Raw genomic sequence first — 21,301 nt, 5'->3', positions numbered from 1 at the left:
TCACGCGCCCCCTTTCTGGACGAGCTCATCCAAGAGCTTCTCCGAAAACAGGTTACCGCGGCCCAGCTGCCCGGCAGGATCGAGCTGGAGCTTAAGCCGTGCCGACTCGACCATGGCCTCGTGACCGTACATCGTCTCCAAGAAGCCCGCCTTGATCTTGCCGACACCGTGTTCGGCGGAGACGGCGCCGCCCATGACCGTGACCTCGGAAGCCCACCGGGCAAAGAGTTCTCCGCCGCGGCGGTATTCCTGCGCATCGCGCGGCAGAATGTTCACATGCAGATGGTTGTTACCGATGTGCCCCCAGGCGGCAGATTCAAGCCCACTTTCGGCCAACGTGCGGCGATAAAGGGCGATGACATCGGCCAAGCGTGCATTGGGCACCGACATGTCCGAGCCCAGTTTGGTGATGGCGGGATCCGTGCGGCGACGCTCGTCGATGAGCATGTTGACGCTCTCGGGCACCGCATGGCGGAAGAACCGCTGGCATTCGCGATCGACCTCGGTGCGCGCAACCCAGGTCGCGTCGTCGCGGCCACCCGCAAGCTCCAGTACCCACCCCAAGTGATACAGCTCCTCAGTCGCCTGAACTTCGTCGTCGCAGTCGAGCTCCACGTAGACACAGACCTTGGCCTCTTTGTCGAGCGCCGGCAGCGAGGCAAACGCCGTCGACTGCTCGCGCTGGCGACGTAGAATATCCAGGGCGCCAGCGTCGAAGTACTCGATGGCAGCCGCATGGGACAGGACGGGACGCACGGAATCGGTGAAGGACACGGCCTTGTCTTCGCTGTCAAAGAAACAGCTCACGCCCCAAACGACCGCAGGCGCCGCCTGCAGGGCAATCTCGAGCTCGGTGATGACGCCGATTGTGCCACACGCACCGATAAACAATTCGATGGCATCCATATCGTCAGCAACGAAATAGCCCGAAGCATTTTTGGTCTTGGGCATGGTGTAGTCGGGAAGGTCAAGCTCGAGTGCACGGCCCACTGCCGTCACGAGCGACAGGTGGCGGCCCTGGGCAAAAGCCTCGCCGCGCTGAAGCTCAAGCAAATCGCCATCAGCCAGCGCGACGTGGAGCCCCGTGATATGCGGGCGCATGGGGCCGTAGGCGTAGCTGCGGGCACCGGAGGCGTTACATGCCGCCATGCCGCCCAGACAGGCAGACGCCTCGGTGGGATCGGTGGGAAAGAACTGCTCGGGGGCCTCTTGAAACTCATCGTAGGCCTTAAGCGATGCCTGGTCCCAACCAGCGGTCGGCAGCACCTTCTTGCTCAGCTGCTTGCGCAGCTCCGAGAGCACAACGCCCGGCTCCACGCGCAGCAAAAATTGGCCTTGTTCATCGCGGCGAAGGCCCAAGTAGCGATTCATACGGGAAGTATTGAGGATATGCCCGCCGTGGGGCACGGCACCGGCGGCAAGGCCGGTTCGGGCGCCCTGAACCGTTACCGGGACACGCTCGGCATGGAGCTTTTCCAAAATGGCACGGACCTCGTCTTCCGTTGTCGGAAACGAGATGCTCGATGCTTCGCCCGATGCGCGAGATTCATCGCGGCCATACTCTTCGAACTCGTCGGTGAAGGGTTTGATGGTTACAGACACGCGAACTCCCCCTTTAGCTAACTACAGTGTTTGCAGGGAGATGTTACCGCATCGTTTCGTCGACGTGTTCGAGACCGTCTCCATAATTGGCGATTTTTACGTTCGTGCAATTCGGCGAGCGGCTGGATTTCCTCGGCAGACGATGCTTTTAACACATATGGCCCCGCCGTCACTGACCGCGCGATTGCCGCTCGAAAAAAGTTGGAGTATTTTTTGCCGCCTTTTACCTGCGGAGACGCCAATCCGTCAAGCATTTGGTCAGCAATTGGTCAAGTAACGGCTGATACGGTCGGCATCGACAGCCAAAACCGACAGAAGTTTTGGCCCCAGAAGCAGGGAGGTTCCCATGGCATATTACTGGCCCCAGTACGGCATCGCCATCGAAGTCGACGACGATCCCCATCTCCTGCCTTTCGACGAAGAGGCATTCCCCGATACGACGGTCTACCACGTTACCACCGATGTGATCTGCGACCCCGAGTCGTTCTCGGCGCTCGCCCACCGCATCGCGCATATCCACGACATCGAGCTCCCTCCCGACTTCGACGAGCTTGTCTACTCACGCCGCCTGATGCTTCACATGCTCTTTGGAGCGAACCCGTCCACCTTTGCGCGCATCTATACCGCCAAGGATGCCGCATGAGCGCGAAGAAGCCACCCCACTTTGCAGGCCTGGGTCGTCGCAAGAAGCTCATCGTTGCCTGTTTGGCCATCGTCTGCGCCCTTGTCGCCGTAGGACTATACGCTTGGCAGTCGCAGCCCGTACCCGAGGCGGGCGCTTCGGTTACGACGGCCGAGGGCAAAACGCGTCAGGAAATCCAAGATGAGCTCGACGCCATAGTCCGCGACAACATGATGACGATTTCGGTCGCACCGGTCGCTCAGCTGCAGGAGGACGGCAAGCTGCGCGTCAACGTGCAAAACGTCCAAGACAATAAATTTCCCCAGCGATTCCGCGTCATCCAAAACGACGAGACCATGTACGAATCCGGTGTGGTCGAGACCGGCAAGACAATCGAAACGTGCCCCGCCGGCGACATCAAAGAAGGCGAGGCGTACATCGAGATCCAGGCACTCGATGCCAAGACCCTCGACAGCCACGGCAATCCGACACGTGTCAAGGTGCGGGTTGAGCAAGCCGAGAACTAGCTTTTCCGGCCGACGCGGCACCGCACGCAATTCACCAGCATTCGTCCAATCATCGCGGGGACGGCCCGCGGCGAATAGAAAGGAACGACCATGGACATCACCAGGAACATGAACGGAGCCAGAGCGCTCGTCGTGGGCGCGGGGCTCGCGCTCGCGCTCGCAATGGGCGCCGCCCCGACGCCAGCTATGGCGGCCGGGCGCGTTGGAACCACGAAAGTAATGGTCAGGACCGAGATCGACAACGTTGAGTTCAAAGTTCCGACGGTTATTCCCTTCGTCGCCAAGGCCGACGGCACGCTTCAGGGCCCCTCAGAAGACGCGACCACCATCGACAATCATTCGGCCTACGGCATCCATGTCACCAACATGAAGATCGACGCCATGAACACCTGGACCATTGCTGCCGACGCCAAGGCCGGAACCGCGCAGAACTCCATCGACTTTAAGGTCGGCCCCGACGGCGCGCTCCAGAACGCCAGCGCCGCAATGCAGGGAACGGGCCTCGATCTTTCCAAGAATGCAGCCTTCGACATGGGCTACCAGGGCATTGCCGGTGGCACGGACAAAATTAAGCTCAAGACAAGCGGAAACGTCGCCCGCGTCACGCGCGACATCTTCCGCGTAACCGGCGAAGGCGATCAGGTTGCAACGATCACCTGGACGGTCGAGCCCGGTGCGCACACGGCATAAGGCCGTCGCCCTGGCCGCCGCCGTCAGCATCCTAGCGTTTGGGCCAGCCATGGCCTTTGCCCAGCAAGAACAGGCGCAGGCCGCCACGCAAGTGACGGTCGACCTCTCGGAGCTCGACCGCAGCGACCGCGAGGAACCGTTGGCGCAGACAGGCGACAAACGATGGCTCTTGGCAGCAGGCGCCGCAGCAGCAGGCGCGGGAACCGCCGGCCTCGGTCTGCACATCAAACACAGCCAGAAACAAAACATGAACAGGCCGCACTAAATTAGCTAAGGAGACCCCATGGCATCGAAGAACCTTTTGCCCGTCGTCGCACTCTGCGGCGCGCTCGCAACCGGAACGCCTGTCGCCGCTTGGGCGACTCCTGTCATGGCAGACTCCTTACCAGCGGCCCTAAGCTCCGCACCAAATCCGTCGAGCGCCATTGCGTGCAAGCGTTTTTCGATCGCACAGGCCGCAATCTCAACCTCGGGATGCCTTCGTCGTAATACGGACGGCTCGATAGTCGTGGATATCAATCGTTCGAACAAGGCAAACGGCTCCCAGGCGGGGTGCGCCGTCTGCACGTGGCGCTCGGTTGTGCTCGATGCAGATGGCGATCCATGCAATTTAGAGCTGCGCATCGACATCGCTTCGGTCGATGACTCGGCGAACGGAGCGAAGGTCGCCTTCGACGGTACGTTTTTTGAGAAAGGAGGCGGTATATGTCTGGGCTGCGCCGCCGCGAATGCAGACGACACGCAGCCCACCCTCTCATTCACGGCATCGTTGCGGCTGACCAAAGCCGGTACCGATGCCATCGCGGCGGGAGAAGCGTCCCTGCTGTTCTACGCCGTCAGTACCAAAGACACAGACGCTCATTTCGAGAAGCCATCCGGATCACTCAGCCTTACACGAGGGATAGAGGCAGGCCCTATTGAAATCGATGCCCGCGCGCAAAGCAGGCAACGCATTCTTGCCGACCCGGCGCTTCTCGAAATGGAGTGGAACGGATCCGGAGCCATCGGAATTCTCCCCTCCGCGTTTGACGCCAAGACGCTCCCCCCAAACGACGAACCCATCAACGCAACCATACAAGAAGAGAGCGCGGACAAAGAAGCAGGTGCGGGCGACACGCCGTCGCCGACAAACAGCGTCCCAGCTTCTTTCGAAGCGCCGAATGAGCCCGCTGCCGATCCAAACGATCCCGAGTTCGCGGACAGTCTGGGGCTTGCTGATCCTCAAGAGATCGATGAAGGTAACTGTTGCGTGCTTGCCGCACTCGACCACACAGAGGTCATCGACGCTGCGAACATCGAAGTTGCCGCCGCCAATCAGCCCGTCCGCAAGTCGGCTATCATCGCATTTCCCGAATCCATCGAAGTCGTCTTTTTGCCATCGGGCGAGGTCGTGGCCCCAACACTGCTCACCTTGTTGGGCGCCAAGAATACTCGAAACGAAATTAAAAAGGTCACGGTTGTCGACCCTGCAACCACCGCCAAGCTGCGTCTATATGCCGTTGCTCCAGATGGAGGCAAGACCTTGGAATTCGATGGCGACACACTCCTAGCCTGGCGGCGTCTGGACATTATGCAAGACGTCTCGTATCAGATCGAACTCGAAGGGTTTGATCGTGCCCGCGATGCCAATATCATCGCCGCGGCTATTGAATTCCCGCAGCGGCTTATGACACTGCGCTTTGAATACTATCCCTATGTCCCGACAACCACCTGAGGCTTAAATGCTGCGCATCATTCCTAACACCACTTATATAACGTATTAGATGAGTCGCGATGTGCCTCGCATTTCGTTCTGCTACGATTGCCACGTTGGCATCAATACAGGAGGGCTCATGCCGGGCTTGGGAACAATCATCAACGTTGTGCTTTTAGTTGCGGGCGGTCTTTTGGGATTAGCGGGCGGCCGCTTCATTACACCGCGCATCCAAGACACGCTCATGAAAGCATCGGGGCTGTGCGTCCTGTTTATCGGCCTGGGCGGCACCATGCAAAAGACGCTCATCATCGATGGAAAGGCGCTAGCGACCACCGGTACCACCATGCTCATCGTCTCATTTGCGCTCGGTTCGCTCATCGGCGAGGCCGTCAACTTGGAGTCCGCCATTGAAAACCTTGGCGAATGGCTCAAGCGCAAGACTGGCAGTGAGGGCGATAACGAGTTCACCAACGCTTTTGTCTCGACTTCACTCACCGTGTGTATCGGCGCCATGGCAATTGTGGGATCGATCCAGGACGGCCTGCTCGGCGACTGGTCAACGCTTGCCCTCAAGGGCGCACTGGACTGCATCATCGTCTGCACCATGACGGCGTCGCTTGGCCGCGGCTGCATTTTCTCCGCCCTGCCCGTCGCCGTGTTCCAGGGGACGATCACGCTGTTTGCCGGCGCACTCTCCCCCATCATGACTACGGCAGCCCTCGACAGCCTTTCGCTCGTAGGCTCCATGCTCATCTTCTGCGTCGGCGTCAACCTCATCCGTCCTCAGACCTTCCGCACGGCCAATATGCTCCCCTCCGTCGTCATCGCCGTCATCTACGCCCTCCTGTTCTAAATCTATCTACGCAGCAGTATCTCGAACACCTGTTTGATGCTGTGCTATGATATGAGGTCACCGAAGCTGCGTTAGGAGAGGAGAAGCGGTGGCCGACCAGGACATCAAGATGCTCATCGAGCGCATTATGGCCGAGGCCCGGACCCATCAGTCCGCCCGCTTCTCAAACGAAATCTACGCAGACGAGCCGATTCTCAAAACCGGCCGACAGATGCAGAATTTCCTCCCCGACCAATACCGCAAGATGCGCGAGATATCGCGCTGGCAGGATGACCCCAAGGGCGGCGCGGGCCGCTGGCTATCGGAGGCCGAGCTTTTCTACCGCCAAGGCTTGCTGATGGCCGACTTTGAGGACGACTGTCCCTACAACGGCACCTTTAAGTCGTACTTTCCCACCTACAATGCCATGAGCGACCGGCAGTTGCGCGGCTACTTTACCTGGCGTGCCCAAGTGCGCCGCGGAACCGTCGAGGAAACGTCTACATCCTTTGCCTTTCTGTATCTCTATGAGCTGATTTGCGGCATTGGCATAGATGATCCGCTCGAAGGTTTTAACAAGATCAAGGCCTTTTGGGATGTCTATCGCGCCTTCGAGCCCGGCATCGACCGGTTTGCGCGCGTGTGGCTGCAGGATTACGCCGTTTTCCACGGACTCGACCCCAAGCTACTTCGCGACTCTAAAACCGTCATGTTCGATAACGCCCTTATCGAGCTACGCCGCGCAGCGCGAGACCTTGTACCAGCACCGGCACCGTCCGGCCAGACCCCTAAGCGTCGCAAAACCTCCGAGCCCACGCTCCCCCTTCCGCCCGATGAGGTGCGCGAGGAGCGACTCATGGCCGCCATCAACGCCCTCTCCACGTACAACCTAAGTAACTCGCGGCTCGACCGCAGCCACCACCGCGATCTGCGCCACGTGGCGTGCGCCGTGTATGTCCGTATGGCGCGCTACTATGACACGCACCGAAAGACCGGTATCGTGGCGAGCTTGTTTGGGGAGGAGACGGCCATGCCCTATACCATGTTTGCCTCGGCTGTGTTCTTTGCGCCTAATCGCCACGAGGACTGCGAATACCGTCTGGACCCCATCCATATTTACCGTTGTCAAAACGGCTTTTGGGAATGCATGCGAATTCACGGCAGCAGGCAAAAGAGCAGCAAGCTTGGTGAAATGATGCGCGCCTGTGACCAACGCCTGCGCCTGGCCCTAGACCCCACCCACCCCCTGAAGGAGGAGAAAGTCCCCAAATATCTGGCCAAGATCATCGATGACGAGATCGTGGCATGGCTTTCATGGGATGCCACGCACCAGCCCGTCAAGATCGATATCGACCTGAGCCAGCTGGGGCATATCCGGAGTGCCGCCGCACAAACGCGTGAGGCGCTTTTGATCGATGAAGAGCGTGAGGACGATGTGCCTATGGAAGTCGAGGCGACGCTTATCGAGCAACCGAACACTGAGTCTGCGCCCGGCATGACCGTCGGACCTGGCGAGATGGCCACACGGCAAGACGAACCCGACGAGCCGACTGTCTCCACCGAAGAGTTTGGCGTCGTGGCACCGCTCCTCGCGTCTGTGCCCGCGCCCGTAACGCCCGCGTCTGCCGAAGCTGCGAACAAACTCGCGCCTGCCGCAGATGCCTTCCTTCGCGCGCTCCTCGAGCAGAACACGGCGCAGGCCACATTGGCGGTGGAAAGGTCGGGGCAAAGTGAGGACATGCTCGTCGATGACATCAACGAGGCGCTCTTTGACCTGGTGGGTGACACCGTAATTGAATTTGGCGCGGCAGGACCGCACATTATCGAGGACTACAAAGCAGACGTGAGAGGATACCTAGACCATGAGTGATACCGCATCCGCAGCACCCCGCGTGCCCAAGCGCGTCGCCGCCGTCATTCTCAACTCGCTCAAGGGCGGCGTGGTCCCGCGCATCGGCCTTCCCTACATCACCGTAGGGCGCGAGGTCGAGATCCGCGCCCTGCTCACCGACCTGAGTCTCATCGCCGACGGCGGTGCGAGCTTCCGCTTTCTGGTCGGTCGCTACGGAGCCGGCAAGAGCTTTTTGCTCCAGACCATCCGCACGCACGCCATGGGCGAGGGCTTCGTCGTGGCCGATGCCGACCTATCCCCCGAGCGCCGCCTGCAGGGCGGCCAGGGACAGGGCCTTGCCACCTACCGTGAGCTCATCCGCAACATATCGACTAAAACGCGCCCCGAGGGCGGTGCGCTCAACCTTATCCTGGATCGCTGGGTCGCCTCGTGTGCCGATGCCGACGAGTCTGCCGTCAATGCCCAACTGGCCCCGCTCGAGGAAATGGTCCACGGCTTCGACTTCGCCCGCATACTCCGCCGCTACCGCGCGGCAGTATCCGAGAGCGACGAAGAAGCTATGAGCCGCGTGACCAAATGGATTCGCGGCGAGTACCGCACCAAGAGTGAGGCACGCGCCGAGCTGGGCTCCTCGACCATTATCAGCGATGACGACTGGTACGACTACGTTAAGCTCATTGCGCGCTTTTTGGTCTGCAGCGGCTACAAGGGCATGCTGGTGCTCATCGACGAACTCGTGAATCTGTACAAGATTCCCAACGCGATCACGCGCCAATACAACTACGAGAAGATTCTGACCATGTACAACGACACGCTCCAGGGCAAGGCGCAGTACCTGGGCGTGATCATGGGCGGCACGCCAACCTCCATCGAAGACCGCCGCCGCGGCGTGTTCTCCTACGAGGCTCTGCGCAGCCGACTCGCTCAAGGCCGCTTTGCACGCGAGGACCTTAAGGACATGCTCGCGCCCATCATCCGTCTGCAGCCACTCACCTATGAGGAGCTGCTGGTGCTCATCGAAAAACTCATGCAGATCCATGCTGGCTACTTTGGCTGGACGCCCACGCTTACCGAAAACGACTTGGTGGACTTTCTCAAGATCGAGTTCGGTCGCGTGGGAGCCGATACGCACTTAACGCCGCGTGAGGTCATCCGTGACTTTATCGAGCTGCTCGATATCCTGTGTCAGAACCCCGATGCAAATGTGGCGGAGCTGCTGCAAAGCGTCGGCGGCGACGCGTTGGCACCGGCAGCCGCAACAGGTGACACCGGCACCGCAGGCGGCGACCGTAACTTCGCCGAATTCACCATCTAACCTGCCAAAAAGGGACAGGTTTATTTTGGCAGGTTTTATCTGGGCAAACGCTGAGACAGCAATGCAGCAAACCATTGCCAGCCGCGTTGAGAGGTTCGTATTTGAGGGGAGGCCCCGTGAACGCCTTTGACCGATATGCTCCGTTTATCCAAGACTTCATCTACTCCCACGATTGGGAGAGCCTACGCTCTATCCAGGTTGCAGCAGCTGATGCCATCTTTAACACGCAAGATAATGTGCTCCTGACGGCATCCACGGCTTCCGGCAAAACCGAGGCAGCCTTCTTTCCCATCCTGACCGAGTTTTGGGAGAACCCGCCCGCGAGCGTGGGTGCCCTCTACATCGCCCCCCTCAAAGCGCTCATCAACGACCAATTCGTCCGCCTCAACGACCTCTGCGAAGAAGCCGATATCCCCGTCTGGCACTGGCATGGCGATGTCTCACAATCACACAAGGCCAAGCTCATCAAAAAACCGAGCGGCATCTTGCAGATTACACCCGAGTCACTCGAAGCGCTCCTGATCCATAAGCATATGGCGATCCCGCGCATGTTTTGCGACCTGCGCTATGTGGTCATCGATGAGGTCCACTCGCTCATGCGCGGCGACCGTGGCGGGCAGACGCTCTGCCTTATCGAGCGACTCTCGCGCATGGCCGGCGTGCAGCCTCGCCGCATTGGCCTTTCGGCCACCATCGGCGACCCCGAGCGCACGGGTACCTTCCTCTCACAGGGAACGGGGCGCGACTGCGTTATCCCCCGCTTTGAAGAACCGCGCCACGTGTGGCGCATCTCCATGGAGCACTTCTACAACTCGGGTCCCCAGGCACAGCAGCGGGGATTCATGGGCACAGGCCCTCAAGAGGCCGAAGTGCTTGCGTGCGAGCGCATCGAGGCAGCGGCGTCCGCGGCACTGCCCGCCGGCGCCCAAGACATGCGTCACAGCGGACAGCTCACACAAGAGGAGCGCCGTCAACGTCGCGAGCGGGCACGTGGCAAGGCCGCTCCCAAGGACCGCCAAGCTTCCTCGGCCCCCGAGGGCGAAGTCGACATCCCCCAAGCACCCGAACAGGCATTACTCAACCCCACCGACACGGCACCAGACAACGCCGACCCCGGCATGGGCTATATCTTCGAACACACCCGCGGGCGCAAGTGCCTGGTCTTTGCCAACTCGCGCGAGGAGGCAGAGGCCGTATGCTCCATGCTGCGTAGCTACTGCGAGAGCCGGCACGAGCCCGACCGCTTCCTCATCCACCACGGTAATCTTTCGGCATCGCTGCGCGAGACGGCAGAAGAGCTCATGCGCGATGAGGAGCAGGCACAGACAACCGTCACCACCTCTACGCTGGAGCTCGGTATCGATATCGGCCGCTTGGAGCGTGCCTTCCAGATCGACGCGCCGTTTACCGTCAGCTCCTTTTTGCAGCGAATGGGCCGCACGGGACGCCGCGATCTTCCGCCCGAGATGTGGTTTGTCATGCGCGAGGAAGAGCCCGAGCCGCGCACGATGATGCCCGAGACCATTCCGTGGAAGCTCTTGCAGGGCATCGCGCTCGTACAACTCTATCGCGAGGAAAAGTGGGTCGAGCCGCCCGAGCTCGATCGACTCCCCTACAGCCTGCTCTACCACCAGACTATGTCGACGCTTGCCAGCACCGGAGAGCTCACGCCGGCAGAGCTTGCCCAACGCGTGCTCACACTCAGCTATTTCCATCGCATCTCGGCCGATGACTATCGCATACTGCTGCGTCACCTCATTAAGATCGACCATATCCAGGTCACCGAGGGCGGTGGGCTCATTGTGGGTCTCGCGGGCGAGCGCATCATTAACAACTTTAAGTTCTACGCCGTATTCCAGGAAAACGAGGAGTTCACTGTTCGCAGCGAGTCGGCCGAGTTGGGCACAATCGTCAATCCCCCACCGCCCGGCGAGCGCATCGCCATCGCCGGACACTGCTGGATTGTCGAGGAAGTGGACTGGAAGCGTCATACCGTCTTTGCCACTCAGGTCAAGGGCCGTGTGCCGGCTTACTTTGGCGATTGCCCCGGCGACATCAACACGCATGTGCTCGAGCGCATGCGTAAAGCGCTCAACGAACATGCCGCGTATCCGTACCTTATGGGTAACGCGCGGGCCCGCTTGGCGCAGGCTCGCCATACGGCCGAGATTTCGGGCGCGGGAACCAAGCCGCTCATTAACCTGGGCGGCGACACCTGGGTGCTCTTCCCCTGGTTGGGAAGCTACGCCTTTTTGGCGCTCGAGCGCATGCTCAAGATTAAATGTGCCGCGGAGCTGGGCCTTCGCGGACTCGACCCTTCACGCCCGTACTTTATGCAGTTTAAGATGAAGGCCGACGAAGAGACGTTCTTTGAGGTGCTCGCCGCCGAGGCCGAGAAGGACTTCGATCCCATCGAGCTCGTCTATCCCGGCGAGGTGCCTTATTTTGATCGCTACGACGAGTTTGTTCCCGAAGAGCTCGTGCGCAAGGGCTTCGCCGAAGGCGTGCTCGACATAGAGGGCATGAAGCAGCGTGTCCGCAGCTGGCGCGACCACGCCTAAGACCAGTCTTTTTGGGACGGGGAGACTTACTTGTCGTGAAGGACGGTGCCGAGGAAGTCGGTGTCGAAGGGCACGGCTTCGGCAAAGACATAGTCGCCGTCGCTGGCGATGAGCAGGTAGTTTTCCTCGCCGCCGAACTCCGCATCGCCACATGGGACCACCCAGGCGTGGGCGAATACCTCGAGTGCCGTGGCAGCGCAATCGCGCAGGAACGTCACATCGCTCCCCTCGTTTGCGCTCACGATATTGGCCACGTAGATACCCCCGGGGTTCAGGCTGCCTCGCACCAAACGCAACGCCTCAACCGTCGCCAGCTCGCGTACGGGCTCGGCACCGCCAAAGCAATCGCTCACGACCACGTCGTAGCGACGATGACCCACGCTTGTCACGCCCAGATACGAGCGAGCCTCAGCGGTAATCACCCGCAAGCGGTCGCCCACCGTGCGCTCCAGCTCGTCCAGGTAGAACCAACGGCGCGCCAGGCGCGTAATCTCGGCATCGTACTCAATGACGTCCATGCGCAAGCCCTCGTGCGACATCAGCGCAAACTTGGGATAGGCAAACCCACCGCCGCCCAGCATAAGCATACGGTCGATGCCGTGATCATAAGCGTCGCGCATCGCATCCTCGGACTCAAACACGTCGTCAAACGCACGATAGTACGCAAAGACGGGCTCCTCCCAACGCTCGCCAATGTAGCTTGCGCTTTGGTAGACGCCGCCTTGCACCAACACGCGAATCTCATCGCCGCACTCATCGTGCACGCGCTTCACACGCGCCAGCCCATTACGGGTTCGTGCAACCTGCAGACAGGCAGCACGAACAGCGACAGCAGCCGCACCAAGCGCCGCGGCTCCCAGAGCAACGCCGGCAACGACGCCAGCAGAAACACTCGGCTTGTTCATCTAGAGCTCCTTTTGCAGATAAAGGCCATGGTCATAAAATCCAAGATGGCGATAGTACTCGCGTGTGCCAATCGCGCTAATCACGTTGATGCGCGCATAGCCCGCATCCCGGGCGATCTCGCATGCATGCTCTACGAGCAAACGCCCCAACCCGTGATGCTGCGCCGCCTGGCCTTGATCCCCCACGCGCGCCGCCATGCCGTACACGTGCACCTCGCGAATCATCGCCTCCTCCGGCCCCGTTGGCAGCTCGTCCGCGTGCGTGGCAGCAAACGAACGGTCGGGCAGCGACAGGCGCAAAAAGCCAGCGATCTTGCCTTCGGGAGTCACCCACTGCAAAAAGCGCTCGTGCGTCACCGGCGTCTCGTACGTCACTTCCTCGTCAAGGGTCAACTCATCCAGGTCGGCACCCGCCGTGCTAATCTCGCGATAGCGGATCTCACGCACTGTCGCACCGTCACCCCGAGCAGCCAGGCGGTTCTCAACGAGCTGACGCAGGTTGGGCTTCTTGTTGCCCACCATGATGTCGTCGGAGCTAAAGTCGCGAATCATGCGGCTGATACGGCAGAACGCCGGCGTCACCACGATGTCATCGGCCAACACATCGAGCAGCTCGTCCTCGGTATAGGGGCGCCACTCGCCGCGCTCATAGCAACCCGCAAGACGCGAGCCCTCGATGAGCGCACACGGGTAGACCTTGACCTCGTCGGGCATAAAGGCCCCTTCGGTCATAAAGCGCTCGTAGTCGCGCTTGTCCCCCTCGGGCGTGGCGCCCAGCAGGTTAAGCATAAAATGCGCGTGGATCTTAAAGCCAAACAGGCGCGCAAGCGAAAACGCCCGCTCGACCTGAGCCACCGAAATGCGGCGCTCGTTGATATCGAGCAGGTGCTGGTCGAGACTCTGGATACCCATCTGAATCTTGGTGCAGCCCAGGCGGCGAATGAGCGTGAGAGCCTGCGGCGTTACGGCATCGGGGCGCGTCTCGATAACGAGCCCCACCACACGATGCTTCGCCGTCTCGTTGATGCGCTGCTGGCGCTCGAGCTCTTCCATCGTTGCCGTTTGCCACTCGGCAACCTCGCCCCACGGCGTACCGGGGCCGTACAGACGACGCACCGCGCGGTTATAGCCGCCCACGGCAGCATCCACACACCCCTGCTCGTCGGCAACGCCGGCAGCAAGCTCGACCTCGTCTGTCGCAATGCCGGCGGCCCGATAGCGCTCACGGCGCTCTGCTACCACAGGCGGCAGGGCATCGGCGGGAGCGTCATCGAGCAGACGCCCCGCCTCGGCACGACTGATGCCCGGACGCGCCAACATGGGGTTAGCCGCCACACCAGCCACGGCATCGTCATTGAGCGCGCGGAAGAGCTCCGACATAAACCACGTCTGATACCCTTGCGGATAGTCGCTCCAGGTACCGCCGAGCACAATGAGCTCAATCTTATCGGTCGCATGCCCCATCTGCGAAAGCGCGGTCAGACGAGCGCTTACCTGCAGATACGGGTCAAAGCAATTTTGCTCCGCACGGGCGCACGCCGGCTCGGCGTGCAGATAGCTTTTGGGCATGCGCAGATCGTTGGGGCAAAATAGGCAATCGCCCGAGCATGGCCAGGGCTTGGTGATGACGGTAATGGTCGCCACGCCCGAAGCCGTGCGACGAGGCTTCATACGCAGGACCTGCAGCAGTTGACGCTCCAGATCGGCATCGACATTCCACGCAGCCCACCGAACCGGGTCCTCACGTTTAACCCGCTGGTAGAACGGCAGCAGACGGCGCTTGGCCAAATCGCGTTTGTCGGCACCCTCACGGCGCGCCTCGGCATGTATCAGTTTGACGAGCGCTTTGTCATCCACGGTCTCGCCGCGACGCAGAGCCTCGAGTATGTTCAAGATAATCTGTTCCATGCCCCCATTGTAAAGGCAAAGGCGCCGGAGCCGATCTCGGCTTCGGCGCCTTCATCAAACAGCGCGTCTATATCTTCGCCTAGGCTTTCGTCTGCCTCAATACTCCGAATCAAACGACATGTCGCCCGAACCGACCTCAAAACGATACGTGGCAGACTTGTCACCGTTATCGAATTCAAGATTCAAAATGGTCTCGCCGTCGTAGCCAAGCGGAAGGAAATCGCTCTCGAAGTCGCCGCTGCCCAAGGTGAGGCTCGCCTTAAAGCCCGTCGAGTTCGGAACCGTCATCTCCACATCGCCCGAGCCCACACTCACGTCCATCGACTTCGTGGGGGCCGGGTAAAGCTCGAACGTCACATCGCCCGAACCGACCTCGGCATTCAGGGTATCGGTCACGGTGCCCGTAAACTCAACGTCTCCCGAGTCCAGAGTCAGGTTGAGGTCATGACACGCAATGCCCGCGACCGTCAGATCACCCGATCCTACATTCGCTGTAATGCCCACCATGTTATCGGCAACTTTGCGCGGCAGTTCGACGGTAACCGTGCGGTCAATGGCGCGCTCGTCATCGCAATCGAACTGGCGAATCTTGAGCGTAGAACCCTTGATTTCGGCCAGGTTCTGGGTTGCCGCATCGAAGGCAACGGTCCCCGTTGCCACGCGACCGCTTTCAATTACGCGCACTGGCCCGCCGGAGACGTGTTTGACCTCGACCGTGCCCGACGTCACGTCCAAGTCAAGCGATGTGAACGCATCGGCATCAAAGGTTTCGCTCGAAAGCTGCTGAGGCTGAGCGGAATAGTTACCGTCATCCAAAAGATCGCCCTCGTCCACCACATCGTCCATACCAGACAGGCCGGATACAACATCGTCGAGATCCCACGGGCCATCAAAATGAATCAATGTCCGCGAAACGCCAAAGACAAGCCCAACAATGAGCACAAACGCTCCGATGCCAACACCCAGGCGTACCTTGGATTCATGCGAAAGCTTCATCATTCGTCACCCTCTTTGGCACATGGCTCAGCGGTGGTCGTGGTAGCCACGTCAGCATCAGGTTCCGCAGAAGCATCCTTCCCCTGGGCCTTGATCGCCACCGACGCCGGACCAACCTGAATATCCCCGCGCGCCCAATCGCCATCGAGCGCACGTGCCACCCAGTGATAGATGGGAATCGTAAAGAAGATCAGTGCGGCAAAGGGGCCGGCACCAAACAGGAACATCAGCAAAAAGAACAGCAGCCAGCACACGGCCCAATACGGGAACGACTGGAACGGCCCCTTCGCCGGAGTCGAGCCAACCGCGGTGCCACTCGTCGCCTGCGCCGTAGCGGCATTGGCGGCCTGTGCACTCCAGCTTGCCGCTTGCGCCGCCTTGGCCGCAGCATCACTCGCCTGTGTTGCCGCCTCGGTAGCGCGCGCCGCCGCCTCATGGGTGCGAGCACGCTCTGCCGCCTCGGCCTCGCGCTGACGGGCGCGGTCCTCGTTCTCAAACTCGATATCGTCCTCAATCTCGTCGCTCGGATTGAGCAACTCGTCCAAGCTCACGCCATAGAGTTTGGCGAGCGAGATCAGGTTCTCGGTATCGGGTGAGCTCTCCGCGCGCTCCCATTTACTGACCGCCTGGCGCGACAGCCCCAGCTTTCGCGCCAGCCCTTCTTGGCTAAAGCCTTTGCTGCGGCGAAGGTCGGCGAGCCGCTGCGCAGTTTCTACATTCATGGTTCCTCCTATGTGATGCCAGCCGTGCCGCCGGACCGTTTTTGTTCTTAAGGCGCCTTGCACAGTTAAAAATCTATCCGCCACCGCCAAAAGCATGCCACCTATTCTAGTGAGATTTTTGACAACCGGCGGTTGCGGGCACATATGAGCTGCGGAAATGTGTCTAAACAAAGCAATGACCCGCAGCTCGGTTGTCCCCGTTGCGGCGTTAACGGTAGTATGGTCGTACTGTTTATTTCGCACCGCCAACGGAGGGAGTTCCGCGCCGTGAACCGCGATTTCGCCTCATCGCTCATCCAGCTCAACAACACGTTCTATCGCGAGCACTCCGCCTCCTTCTCCGATACGCGCCAGGCCCCGTGGCCCGGCTGGGTGCGCACCATGGACATCGCGCTCGAACAGCTCGATGTCGCCACGATTGAGCATCCCGTCCGCGTCTTCGATCTCGCCTGCGGCAATATGCGATTCGAGAACTTTGCCGCCGGCGGCGCACTTGCCGCCAAGGGCGTCGACGGCGCAAACCCCTCGGCAGATGCCAGCTGCCCGTTTGAGTTTTACGGCGTCGACTCGTGCCAAGACCTGGCCATCGATGTACATGGCCACGCGCTGCGCATTCCCAACCTGCACTTCCAGGAGCTCGACGTGCTCGATGCCCTCATGAAACTCAATCCCGCCGAGGCGCCTGACGCGCTTTTCGACGCCCCGCTCGCCGACATCTCAGTCTGCTTTGGCTTTATGCACCACGTGCCGTCGTGCGAGTACCGCGTACGCGTGCTCGACGCCCTGGTGCGCCAGACGCGCCCAGGCGGCATCATCGCCATCAGCTTTTGGGAGTTTATGAACGACGAGCGCATGGCGCGCAAGGCCGTTCGAGCCGAGGCCCGCGCCGAGCTCACCCCGCCGTTTGAGGGTTACGATTCAGCGCAGTTTGAAGCCGGCGACCACCTCATTGGCTGGCAAAACGACCGCCACGCCTACCGCTATTGCCATCACTTTGACGATCAGCAGATTACCGACCTGGTGCGCGGCGTCCGCACGTTCTACAAGAGCGGCGAGGTCCCCGTACGCGAGCTTGAGCGCTTCCATGCCGACGGTCGCAGCGGAGAGCTCAACCGCTATGTAATCCTCAAACGCCTGTAGGCACCGACGACTCGCCACCGAGCCACACCGCATCTTTCGGGCAAACTATGCCCACCCTTTTTCAACCCATTGACGGAACGCGCGGCTATGCGTTCCATACTTATGACCAAGGAGCCTCATGGGGGCCGTCCACGTTCGCACGCCTAAGAACTTTGTGCTCGAGGAGCGCCTGGAGCGCTACGCCGATGCGATTGAGACGAACCCCGAGGCTTATGCCGGAGATTGGCGCGAGGCTTGCGCGCCAGCTGGCAGCAAGCCCTTCGAACACCTTCACCTGGATCTTGGCTGTGGCAAGGGAACCTATCTGGTCGAGCGCGCCCACCGCGAGCCCGACACCCTCTTTATCGGCATGGACCAGGAGCCCATCTGCATCGCCTATGCCGCGCAGAAAATCTGCGAACAGGGGCTATCCAACGCACTCGTCCTGCCCCGAGGCGCCGCATCGCTGCCACAGCTGTTTGCCGCAGGCGAGCTCGATGCCATCACCATTAACTTTCCCACGCCGCAGCCCAAGGCCAAGTACGCTAAAAAACGACTCGTCCATGTCGACCATCTGATGCTCTACCGCCCGCTCTTTTCAGCCGGCGCTACCGTCACGCTGCGCACCGATAGCAAGCCGTTGCGCGATTACGCCCTGGGACAGTTTGCCGCGGCCGGCTACGATACGCTTTGGGTAAGCGACGACGTCCGCCGCAACCATCCCGAGCATCCCGAGACCGAGTACGAGCGCCGCACGCGCGAGATGGGTGCCGTCGTCTACGGCATTTGCGCCACTCCCGACACGCTGCCCAGCGATGAACAGCTCCAAGCGGGCCGCGTGCAGGAGCAAAGTCTTGCCTGCTACCTGCCCGAAAACCTCGATGAGCTCACCTATGTACCTCTGGGCATGGAAGAGGCCGTCGAGAACTTTAGAAACCGTGCCCGCAAAGGCAAGAAGCGCCTGCCGCAAGAGTCCTAGGGGCTTCTGATGGTCGCGGCGTCGGCAAACAAGCGCAAATAGGCGTCAGCGAACGGCCCTCACACCTAAGTGAGTAGACTTTTTTGCAATAACCAAGCACAACCCGCATAGCAAATAATAAAACCGCAGGTAGAGCCCTTGCACAAAAGCCACGTGCTCGCGATATCGCAAAAAGTCTACTCACTTAGCCAGCGACTACACTAAACGGCTGGGCAGAACGCCCATTTCCTGCATTTTCTTGCCTGCGAACGCATCGATGCGACGCTACGCCATAATAGTTGGCGGACAATCGCGAGAGAAAGCAAACACATGGCACAGACCACGACAGATACCGCCGCCAGCACCGTCTCCGGCGCCGGCGCTGCCAGCTCATTTTCGGGCGGCACGGGAACCGAGGCAGAGTTCGGTTCGCTCGGTGCGCTCTCCCCCACCTGGTGGGAGCCCGAGGACGGCAGTGAGCCCGAACCGTGGCTCACGCCCGACCAGGCCTTCGAACGCTTCTTTGAATGGACGAGCGACCGCGGCATTGAGCTATGGGATCACCAAGAAGAGGCCCTCATGGACCTGGCAGCCGGCAATCACGTCATTTTGGGCACACCGACCGGATCGGGTAAATCGCTCGTCGCGCTGGGCATGCTCTTTATGGGCATGGCGCAGGGCAAGCGCTGCTATTACACGGCCCCCATCAAGGCCCTGGTCAGCGAAAAGTTCTTCGACCTGGTGCAGGTCCTCGGCCGCGATAACGTCGGTATGATCACCGGCGATACGCATATCAACACCAAGGCGCCCGTCATCTGCTGCACGGCCGAAATCCTTGCCAACGATGCGCTGCGCGAGGGCGAGGACGCCGATGTGGGCTGCGTGGCCATGGACGAGTTCCATTACTTTGCCGACCCCGACCGCGGCTGGGCCTGGCAGGTGCCGCTGCTCACCCTGCCCCACACGCAGTTTATGCTCATGAGCGCCACGCTCGGCGATGTCACCGCGATCGCCGCCTCGCTCGAGGAACACACCGGCGCTACCTGCGACTTGGTCGTCGATGCCCCGCGCCCCGTGCCGCTGAGCTACGACTACGTGACGACCTCGCTCGAAGGCACAGTCGAGCTCGCCATGCGCCGCGGCGAGGCCCCGCTCTATATCGTGCACTTTAGCCAGGACGCCGCCCTTGCGACGGCACAGTCGCTCGCCAATTTTGGCATCGCCAGCAAAGAGCAACGCGAGGCCATCAAAGAAGCGGCAAAGGGAACGAGCTTCTCGACGGCCTTTGGCAAGATTCTCAAGCGCCTGCTTGGATGCGGCGTCGGCGTGCACCATGCTGGCATGTTGCCGCGCTATCGCCTGCTGGTCGAGCGCTTGGCGCAGCAGGGTCTGCTGCCCGTCATCTGCGGTACCGATACACTCGGCGTCGGCATCAACGTACCCATCCACACCGTGGTGCTCACCGCGCTCACCAAGTTCGACGGCTACAAGATGCGTCGTCTGCGCGCCCGCGAGTTCCATCAGATTGCCGGTCGCGCCGGCCGCTCGGGCTTCGATACCGAGGGCATGGTGATTGCCGAGGCACCCGAGCACGAGATCGAGAATGCCAAGCTTATGGCCAAGGCGGGCGACGACCCCAAAAAACTCCGTAAGATTAAAAAGAAAAAGGCCCCCGAGGGCTTTGTCACCTGGAACAAGCAGACCTTCGAGCGTCTGATCGAGACGCAACCCGAGACGCTCAAGCCGCGCCTGCGCATCACGCACTCCATGGTGATCAGCGTGGTCGAGCAGGGCGGCGATGCCCGAGCCCGCGTACACGACCTCATCGAGACGAGCCTGCAGACTCCCGAGGAAAAGGCTAAGCTCGAGGTTCGCGCCGACGAGATCTTCGCCACGCTCATCGATTCCGGCGTCGTCGTTCGCACCGAGGTGCCGCCCGCGCCCGACGCCCCGACTGATGCCGCACCAGACATCGACTATGCGCTGACGGTCGATCTGCCCGAGGACTTCGCACTCGATCAGCCGCTCTCGCCGTTCTTGCTTGCTGCGCTGGAGCTGCTCGATCCCGAGAGCGAGACCTATACCATGGACCTGATCTCAATGGTCGAGGCAACGCTCGAGGATCCCAAACAGGTGCTGCGCGCACAGGAGCGAGCCGCACGCGATCGCGCTATGGCCGAGATGAAGGCCGACGGCATCGAGTATGAGGAGCGCTTGGAGCGCATTCAGGACGTCACGTACGAAAAGCCGCTCGAGGATTTGCTCGATGCCGCTTTTGACAAGTACTGCCAGGAAGTACCGTGGGCAAACGACTACCAGCTCTCTCCCAAGAGCGTCCTGCGCGATATGCTGGAGAGCGCGAGCGATTTTAAGGGCTACATTCAAAAGCTCGGCATCGCCCGCTCCGAGGGCATTTTACTGCGCTACCTGGCAGAGGCCTACCGTTCACTCGACCGTACCGTGCCCATCGAGAAGCGCGACGAGCGCCTGCGCGACATTATCTCGTGGCTGGGCTTTGTGGTGCGCTCGGTGGACTCGAGCCTGGTGGACGAGTGGGAGAACGCCGGCAACCCGGCAGCCCTCGATGCTGCGCCGCCGCAGGGCATCGACGAGGTCGTGGCGGACCGTCGCGGCTGCACGCTGTTGGTGCGCAACGCGCTCTTCCGTCGCGTGACCCTTGCCGCCCGCGAGCACGTTCGCGACCTGGGCGAACTCGACGACGACTGGGGCATGAGCGAGATCCGCTGGCAAAAAGCACTCGACGCTTACCACGAGCAGCACGAGGAAATCCTCACCGACGGAGATGCTCGCAGCGCCGCGATGTTTTCCATCGACGAGTCCGACGAGAAGACCGCGCACGTATGGCACGTGCACCAGATCTTTGCCGACGAGGATGGCGACCACGACTTTGGCATTATGGGCGATGTCGATCTGGACGCCACACAAGACGGTGGCGAGGTCATTTTCAAAAACTACCGCGTGGGCTTTATCGAGAA

General features: G+C 60.8%; 17 protein-coding genes. 12 read left to right on the top strand and 5 right to left on the bottom strand.

What is annotated here, in order from left to right; genetic code table 11:
• Nucleotides 1–1,602, bottom strand: a complete 1,602-nt coding sequence (locus DXC52_RS04130; protein WP_233504803.1) for an FAD-binding oxidoreductase — start codon at nucleotides 1,600–1,602, stop codon at nucleotides 1–3.
• A gap of 346 nt (nucleotides 1,603–1,948) precedes the next feature.
• On the opposite strand from DXC52_RS04130, the gene DXC52_RS04125 reads away from it, so the two are divergent.
• The 9 genes from DXC52_RS04125 to DXC52_RS04085 all read left to right on the top strand — a co-directional run bounded on the left by DXC52_RS04125 (nucleotide 1,949) and on the right by DXC52_RS04085 (nucleotide 11,697).
• On the top strand, nucleotides 1,949–2,245 hold the full coding sequence (locus tag DXC52_RS04125; RefSeq protein ID WP_117746255.1) for a hypothetical protein: 297 nt from the start codon (nucleotides 1,949–1,951) through the stop codon (nucleotides 2,243–2,245).
• Nucleotides 2,242–2,751, top strand: a complete 510-nt coding sequence (locus DXC52_RS04120; RefSeq protein WP_117746254.1) for a hypothetical protein — start codon at nucleotides 2,242–2,244, stop codon at nucleotides 2,749–2,751. The genes DXC52_RS04125 and DXC52_RS04120 overlap by 4 nt, the downstream gene beginning before the upstream one ends.
• Before the next feature lie 90 nt (nucleotides 2,752–2,841).
• Complete coding sequence (locus DXC52_RS04115) at nucleotides 2,842–3,441, top strand: hypothetical protein (RefSeq protein WP_022095047.1); 600 nt, start codon at nucleotides 2,842–2,844, stop codon at nucleotides 3,439–3,441.
• Between the two features lie 49 nt (nucleotides 3,442–3,490).
• Nucleotides 3,491–3,706, top strand: a complete 216-nt coding sequence (locus DXC52_RS04110; protein WP_138111941.1) for a hypothetical protein — start codon at nucleotides 3,491–3,493, stop codon at nucleotides 3,704–3,706.
• A gap of 18 nt (nucleotides 3,707–3,724) precedes the next feature.
• Nucleotides 3,725–5,155 carry a hypothetical protein gene (locus DXC52_RS04105; protein ID WP_117746253.1) on the top strand — a complete coding sequence of 477 codons (1,431 nt, stop codon included), beginning with the start codon at nucleotides 3,725–3,727 and terminating at the stop codon, nucleotides 5,153–5,155.
• 118 nt (nucleotides 5,156–5,273) lie between these two features.
• Nucleotides 5,274–5,990 carry a DUF554 domain-containing protein gene (locus DXC52_RS04100; RefSeq protein WP_199409449.1) on the top strand — a complete coding sequence of 239 codons (717 nt, stop codon included), beginning with the start codon at nucleotides 5,274–5,276 and terminating at the stop codon, nucleotides 5,988–5,990.
• An 88-nt stretch (nucleotides 5,991–6,078) separates the two neighbouring features.
• Nucleotides 6,079–7,839 carry a TerB N-terminal domain-containing protein gene (locus DXC52_RS04095; protein WP_233504802.1) on the top strand — a complete coding sequence of 587 codons (1,761 nt, stop codon included), beginning with the start codon at nucleotides 6,079–6,081 and terminating at the stop codon, nucleotides 7,837–7,839.
• A complete protein-coding gene (locus DXC52_RS04090) occupies nucleotides 7,832–9,136 on the top strand; it encodes an ATP-binding protein (RefSeq protein ID WP_117746252.1) in 1,305 nt (434 codons plus the stop codon). The genes DXC52_RS04095 and DXC52_RS04090 overlap by 8 nt, the downstream gene beginning before the upstream one ends.
• Nucleotides 9,137–9,252: 116 nt before the next feature.
• Entirely contained in the window at nucleotides 9,253–11,697 is a 2,445-nt protein-coding gene (locus DXC52_RS04085) for a DEAD/DEAH box helicase (RefSeq protein ID WP_117746251.1), read from the top strand.
• A 26-nt stretch (nucleotides 11,698–11,723) separates the two neighbouring features.
• Here DXC52_RS04085 and DXC52_RS04080 read toward each other — a convergent pair whose 3' ends face one another.
• The 4 genes from DXC52_RS04080 to DXC52_RS04065 form a co-directional block, all read right to left on the bottom strand.
• Nucleotides 11,724–12,602 (bottom strand): spermidine synthase, encoded by an 879-nt coding sequence (locus DXC52_RS04080; protein WP_117746250.1) that lies wholly within the window; start codon nucleotides 12,600–12,602, stop codon nucleotides 11,724–11,726.
• Complete coding sequence (locus DXC52_RS04075) at nucleotides 12,603–14,510, bottom strand: elongator complex protein 3 (protein WP_117746249.1); 1,908 nt, start codon at nucleotides 14,508–14,510, stop codon at nucleotides 12,603–12,605.
• Nucleotides 14,511–14,606: 96 nt separating this feature from the next.
• Nucleotides 14,607–15,506, bottom strand: coding sequence for a DUF4097 family beta strand repeat-containing protein (locus tag DXC52_RS04070; protein WP_158554586.1), 900 nt, complete (start codon nucleotides 15,504–15,506; stop codon nucleotides 14,607–14,609).
• The gene (locus tag DXC52_RS04065) at nucleotides 15,506–16,228 is read right to left on the bottom strand and encodes a helix-turn-helix domain-containing protein (RefSeq protein WP_117746247.1); all 723 of its coding nucleotides are present in this window, start codon (nucleotides 16,226–16,228) and stop codon (nucleotides 15,506–15,508) included. The genes DXC52_RS04070 and DXC52_RS04065 overlap by 1 nt, the downstream gene beginning before the upstream one ends.
• A 267-nt stretch (nucleotides 16,229–16,495) precedes the next feature.
• Here DXC52_RS04065 and DXC52_RS04060 point away from each other — a divergent pair, with 267 nt between their 5' ends.
• The 3 genes from DXC52_RS04060 to DXC52_RS04050 form a co-directional block, all read left to right on the top strand.
• Nucleotides 16,496–17,368 (top strand): class I SAM-dependent methyltransferase, encoded by an 873-nt coding sequence (locus DXC52_RS04060; protein WP_117746246.1) that lies wholly within the window; start codon nucleotides 16,496–16,498, stop codon nucleotides 17,366–17,368.
• A 118-nt stretch (nucleotides 17,369–17,486) separates the two neighbouring features.
• Nucleotides 17,487–18,326 carry a tRNA (guanosine(46)-N(7))-methyltransferase TrmB gene (locus DXC52_RS04055; protein ID WP_117746245.1) on the top strand — a complete coding sequence of 280 codons (840 nt, stop codon included), beginning with the start codon at nucleotides 17,487–17,489 and terminating at the stop codon, nucleotides 18,324–18,326.
• Nucleotides 18,327–18,635: 309 nt separating this feature from the next.
• The coding region (locus DXC52_RS04050) for an RNA helicase (protein ID WP_117746276.1) at nucleotides 18,636–21,301 on the top strand (2,666 nt) is incomplete at its 3' end.

This window comes from Collinsella sp. TF05-9AC (assembly GCF_003438495.1).
GTDB lineage: Bacteria > Actinomycetota > Coriobacteriia > Coriobacteriales > Coriobacteriaceae > Collinsella.
This window is presented reverse-complemented; position numbering and strand designations above follow the sequence as displayed.

Bases quoted from the DNA above. Each gene is read 5' to 3' on its own strand.
- DXC52_RS04125 (WP_117746255.1), top strand. From the start codon at position 1,949: ATGGCATATTACTGGCCCCAGTACGGCATCGCCATCGAAGTCGACGAC.
- DXC52_RS04120 (WP_117746254.1), top strand. From the start codon at position 2,242: ATGAGCGCGAAGAAGCCACCCCACTTTGCAGGCCTGGGTCGTCGCAAG.
- DXC52_RS04115 (WP_022095047.1), top strand. From the start codon at position 2,842: ATGGACATCACCAGGAACATGAACGGAGCCAGAGCGCTCGTCGTGGGC.
- DXC52_RS04110 (WP_138111941.1), top strand. From the start codon at position 3,491: ATGGCCTTTGCCCAGCAAGAACAGGCGCAGGCCGCCACGCAAGTGACG.
- DXC52_RS04105 (WP_117746253.1), top strand. From the start codon at position 3,725: ATGGCATCGAAGAACCTTTTGCCCGTCGTCGCACTCTGCGGCGCGCTC.
- DXC52_RS04100 (WP_199409449.1), top strand. From the start codon at position 5,274: ATGCCGGGCTTGGGAACAATCATCAACGTTGTGCTTTTAGTTGCGGGC.
- DXC52_RS04090 (WP_117746252.1), top strand. From the start codon at position 7,832: ATGAGTGATACCGCATCCGCAGCACCCCGCGTGCCCAAGCGCGTCGCC.
- DXC52_RS04080 (WP_117746250.1), bottom strand. From the start codon at position 12,602: ATGAACAAGCCGAGTGTTTCTGCTGGCGTCGTTGCCGGCGTTGCTCTG.
- DXC52_RS04075 (WP_117746249.1), bottom strand. From the start codon at position 14,510: ATGGAACAGATTATCTTGAACATACTCGAGGCTCTGCGTCGCGGCGAG.
- DXC52_RS04070 (WP_158554586.1), bottom strand. From the start codon at position 15,506: ATGAAGCTTTCGCATGAATCCAAGGTACGCCTGGGTGTTGGCATCGGA.
- DXC52_RS04065 (WP_117746247.1), bottom strand. From the start codon at position 16,228: ATGAATGTAGAAACTGCGCAGCGGCTCGCCGACCTTCGCCGCAGCAAA.
- DXC52_RS04055 (WP_117746245.1), top strand. From the start codon at position 17,487: ATGGGGGCCGTCCACGTTCGCACGCCTAAGAACTTTGTGCTCGAGGAG.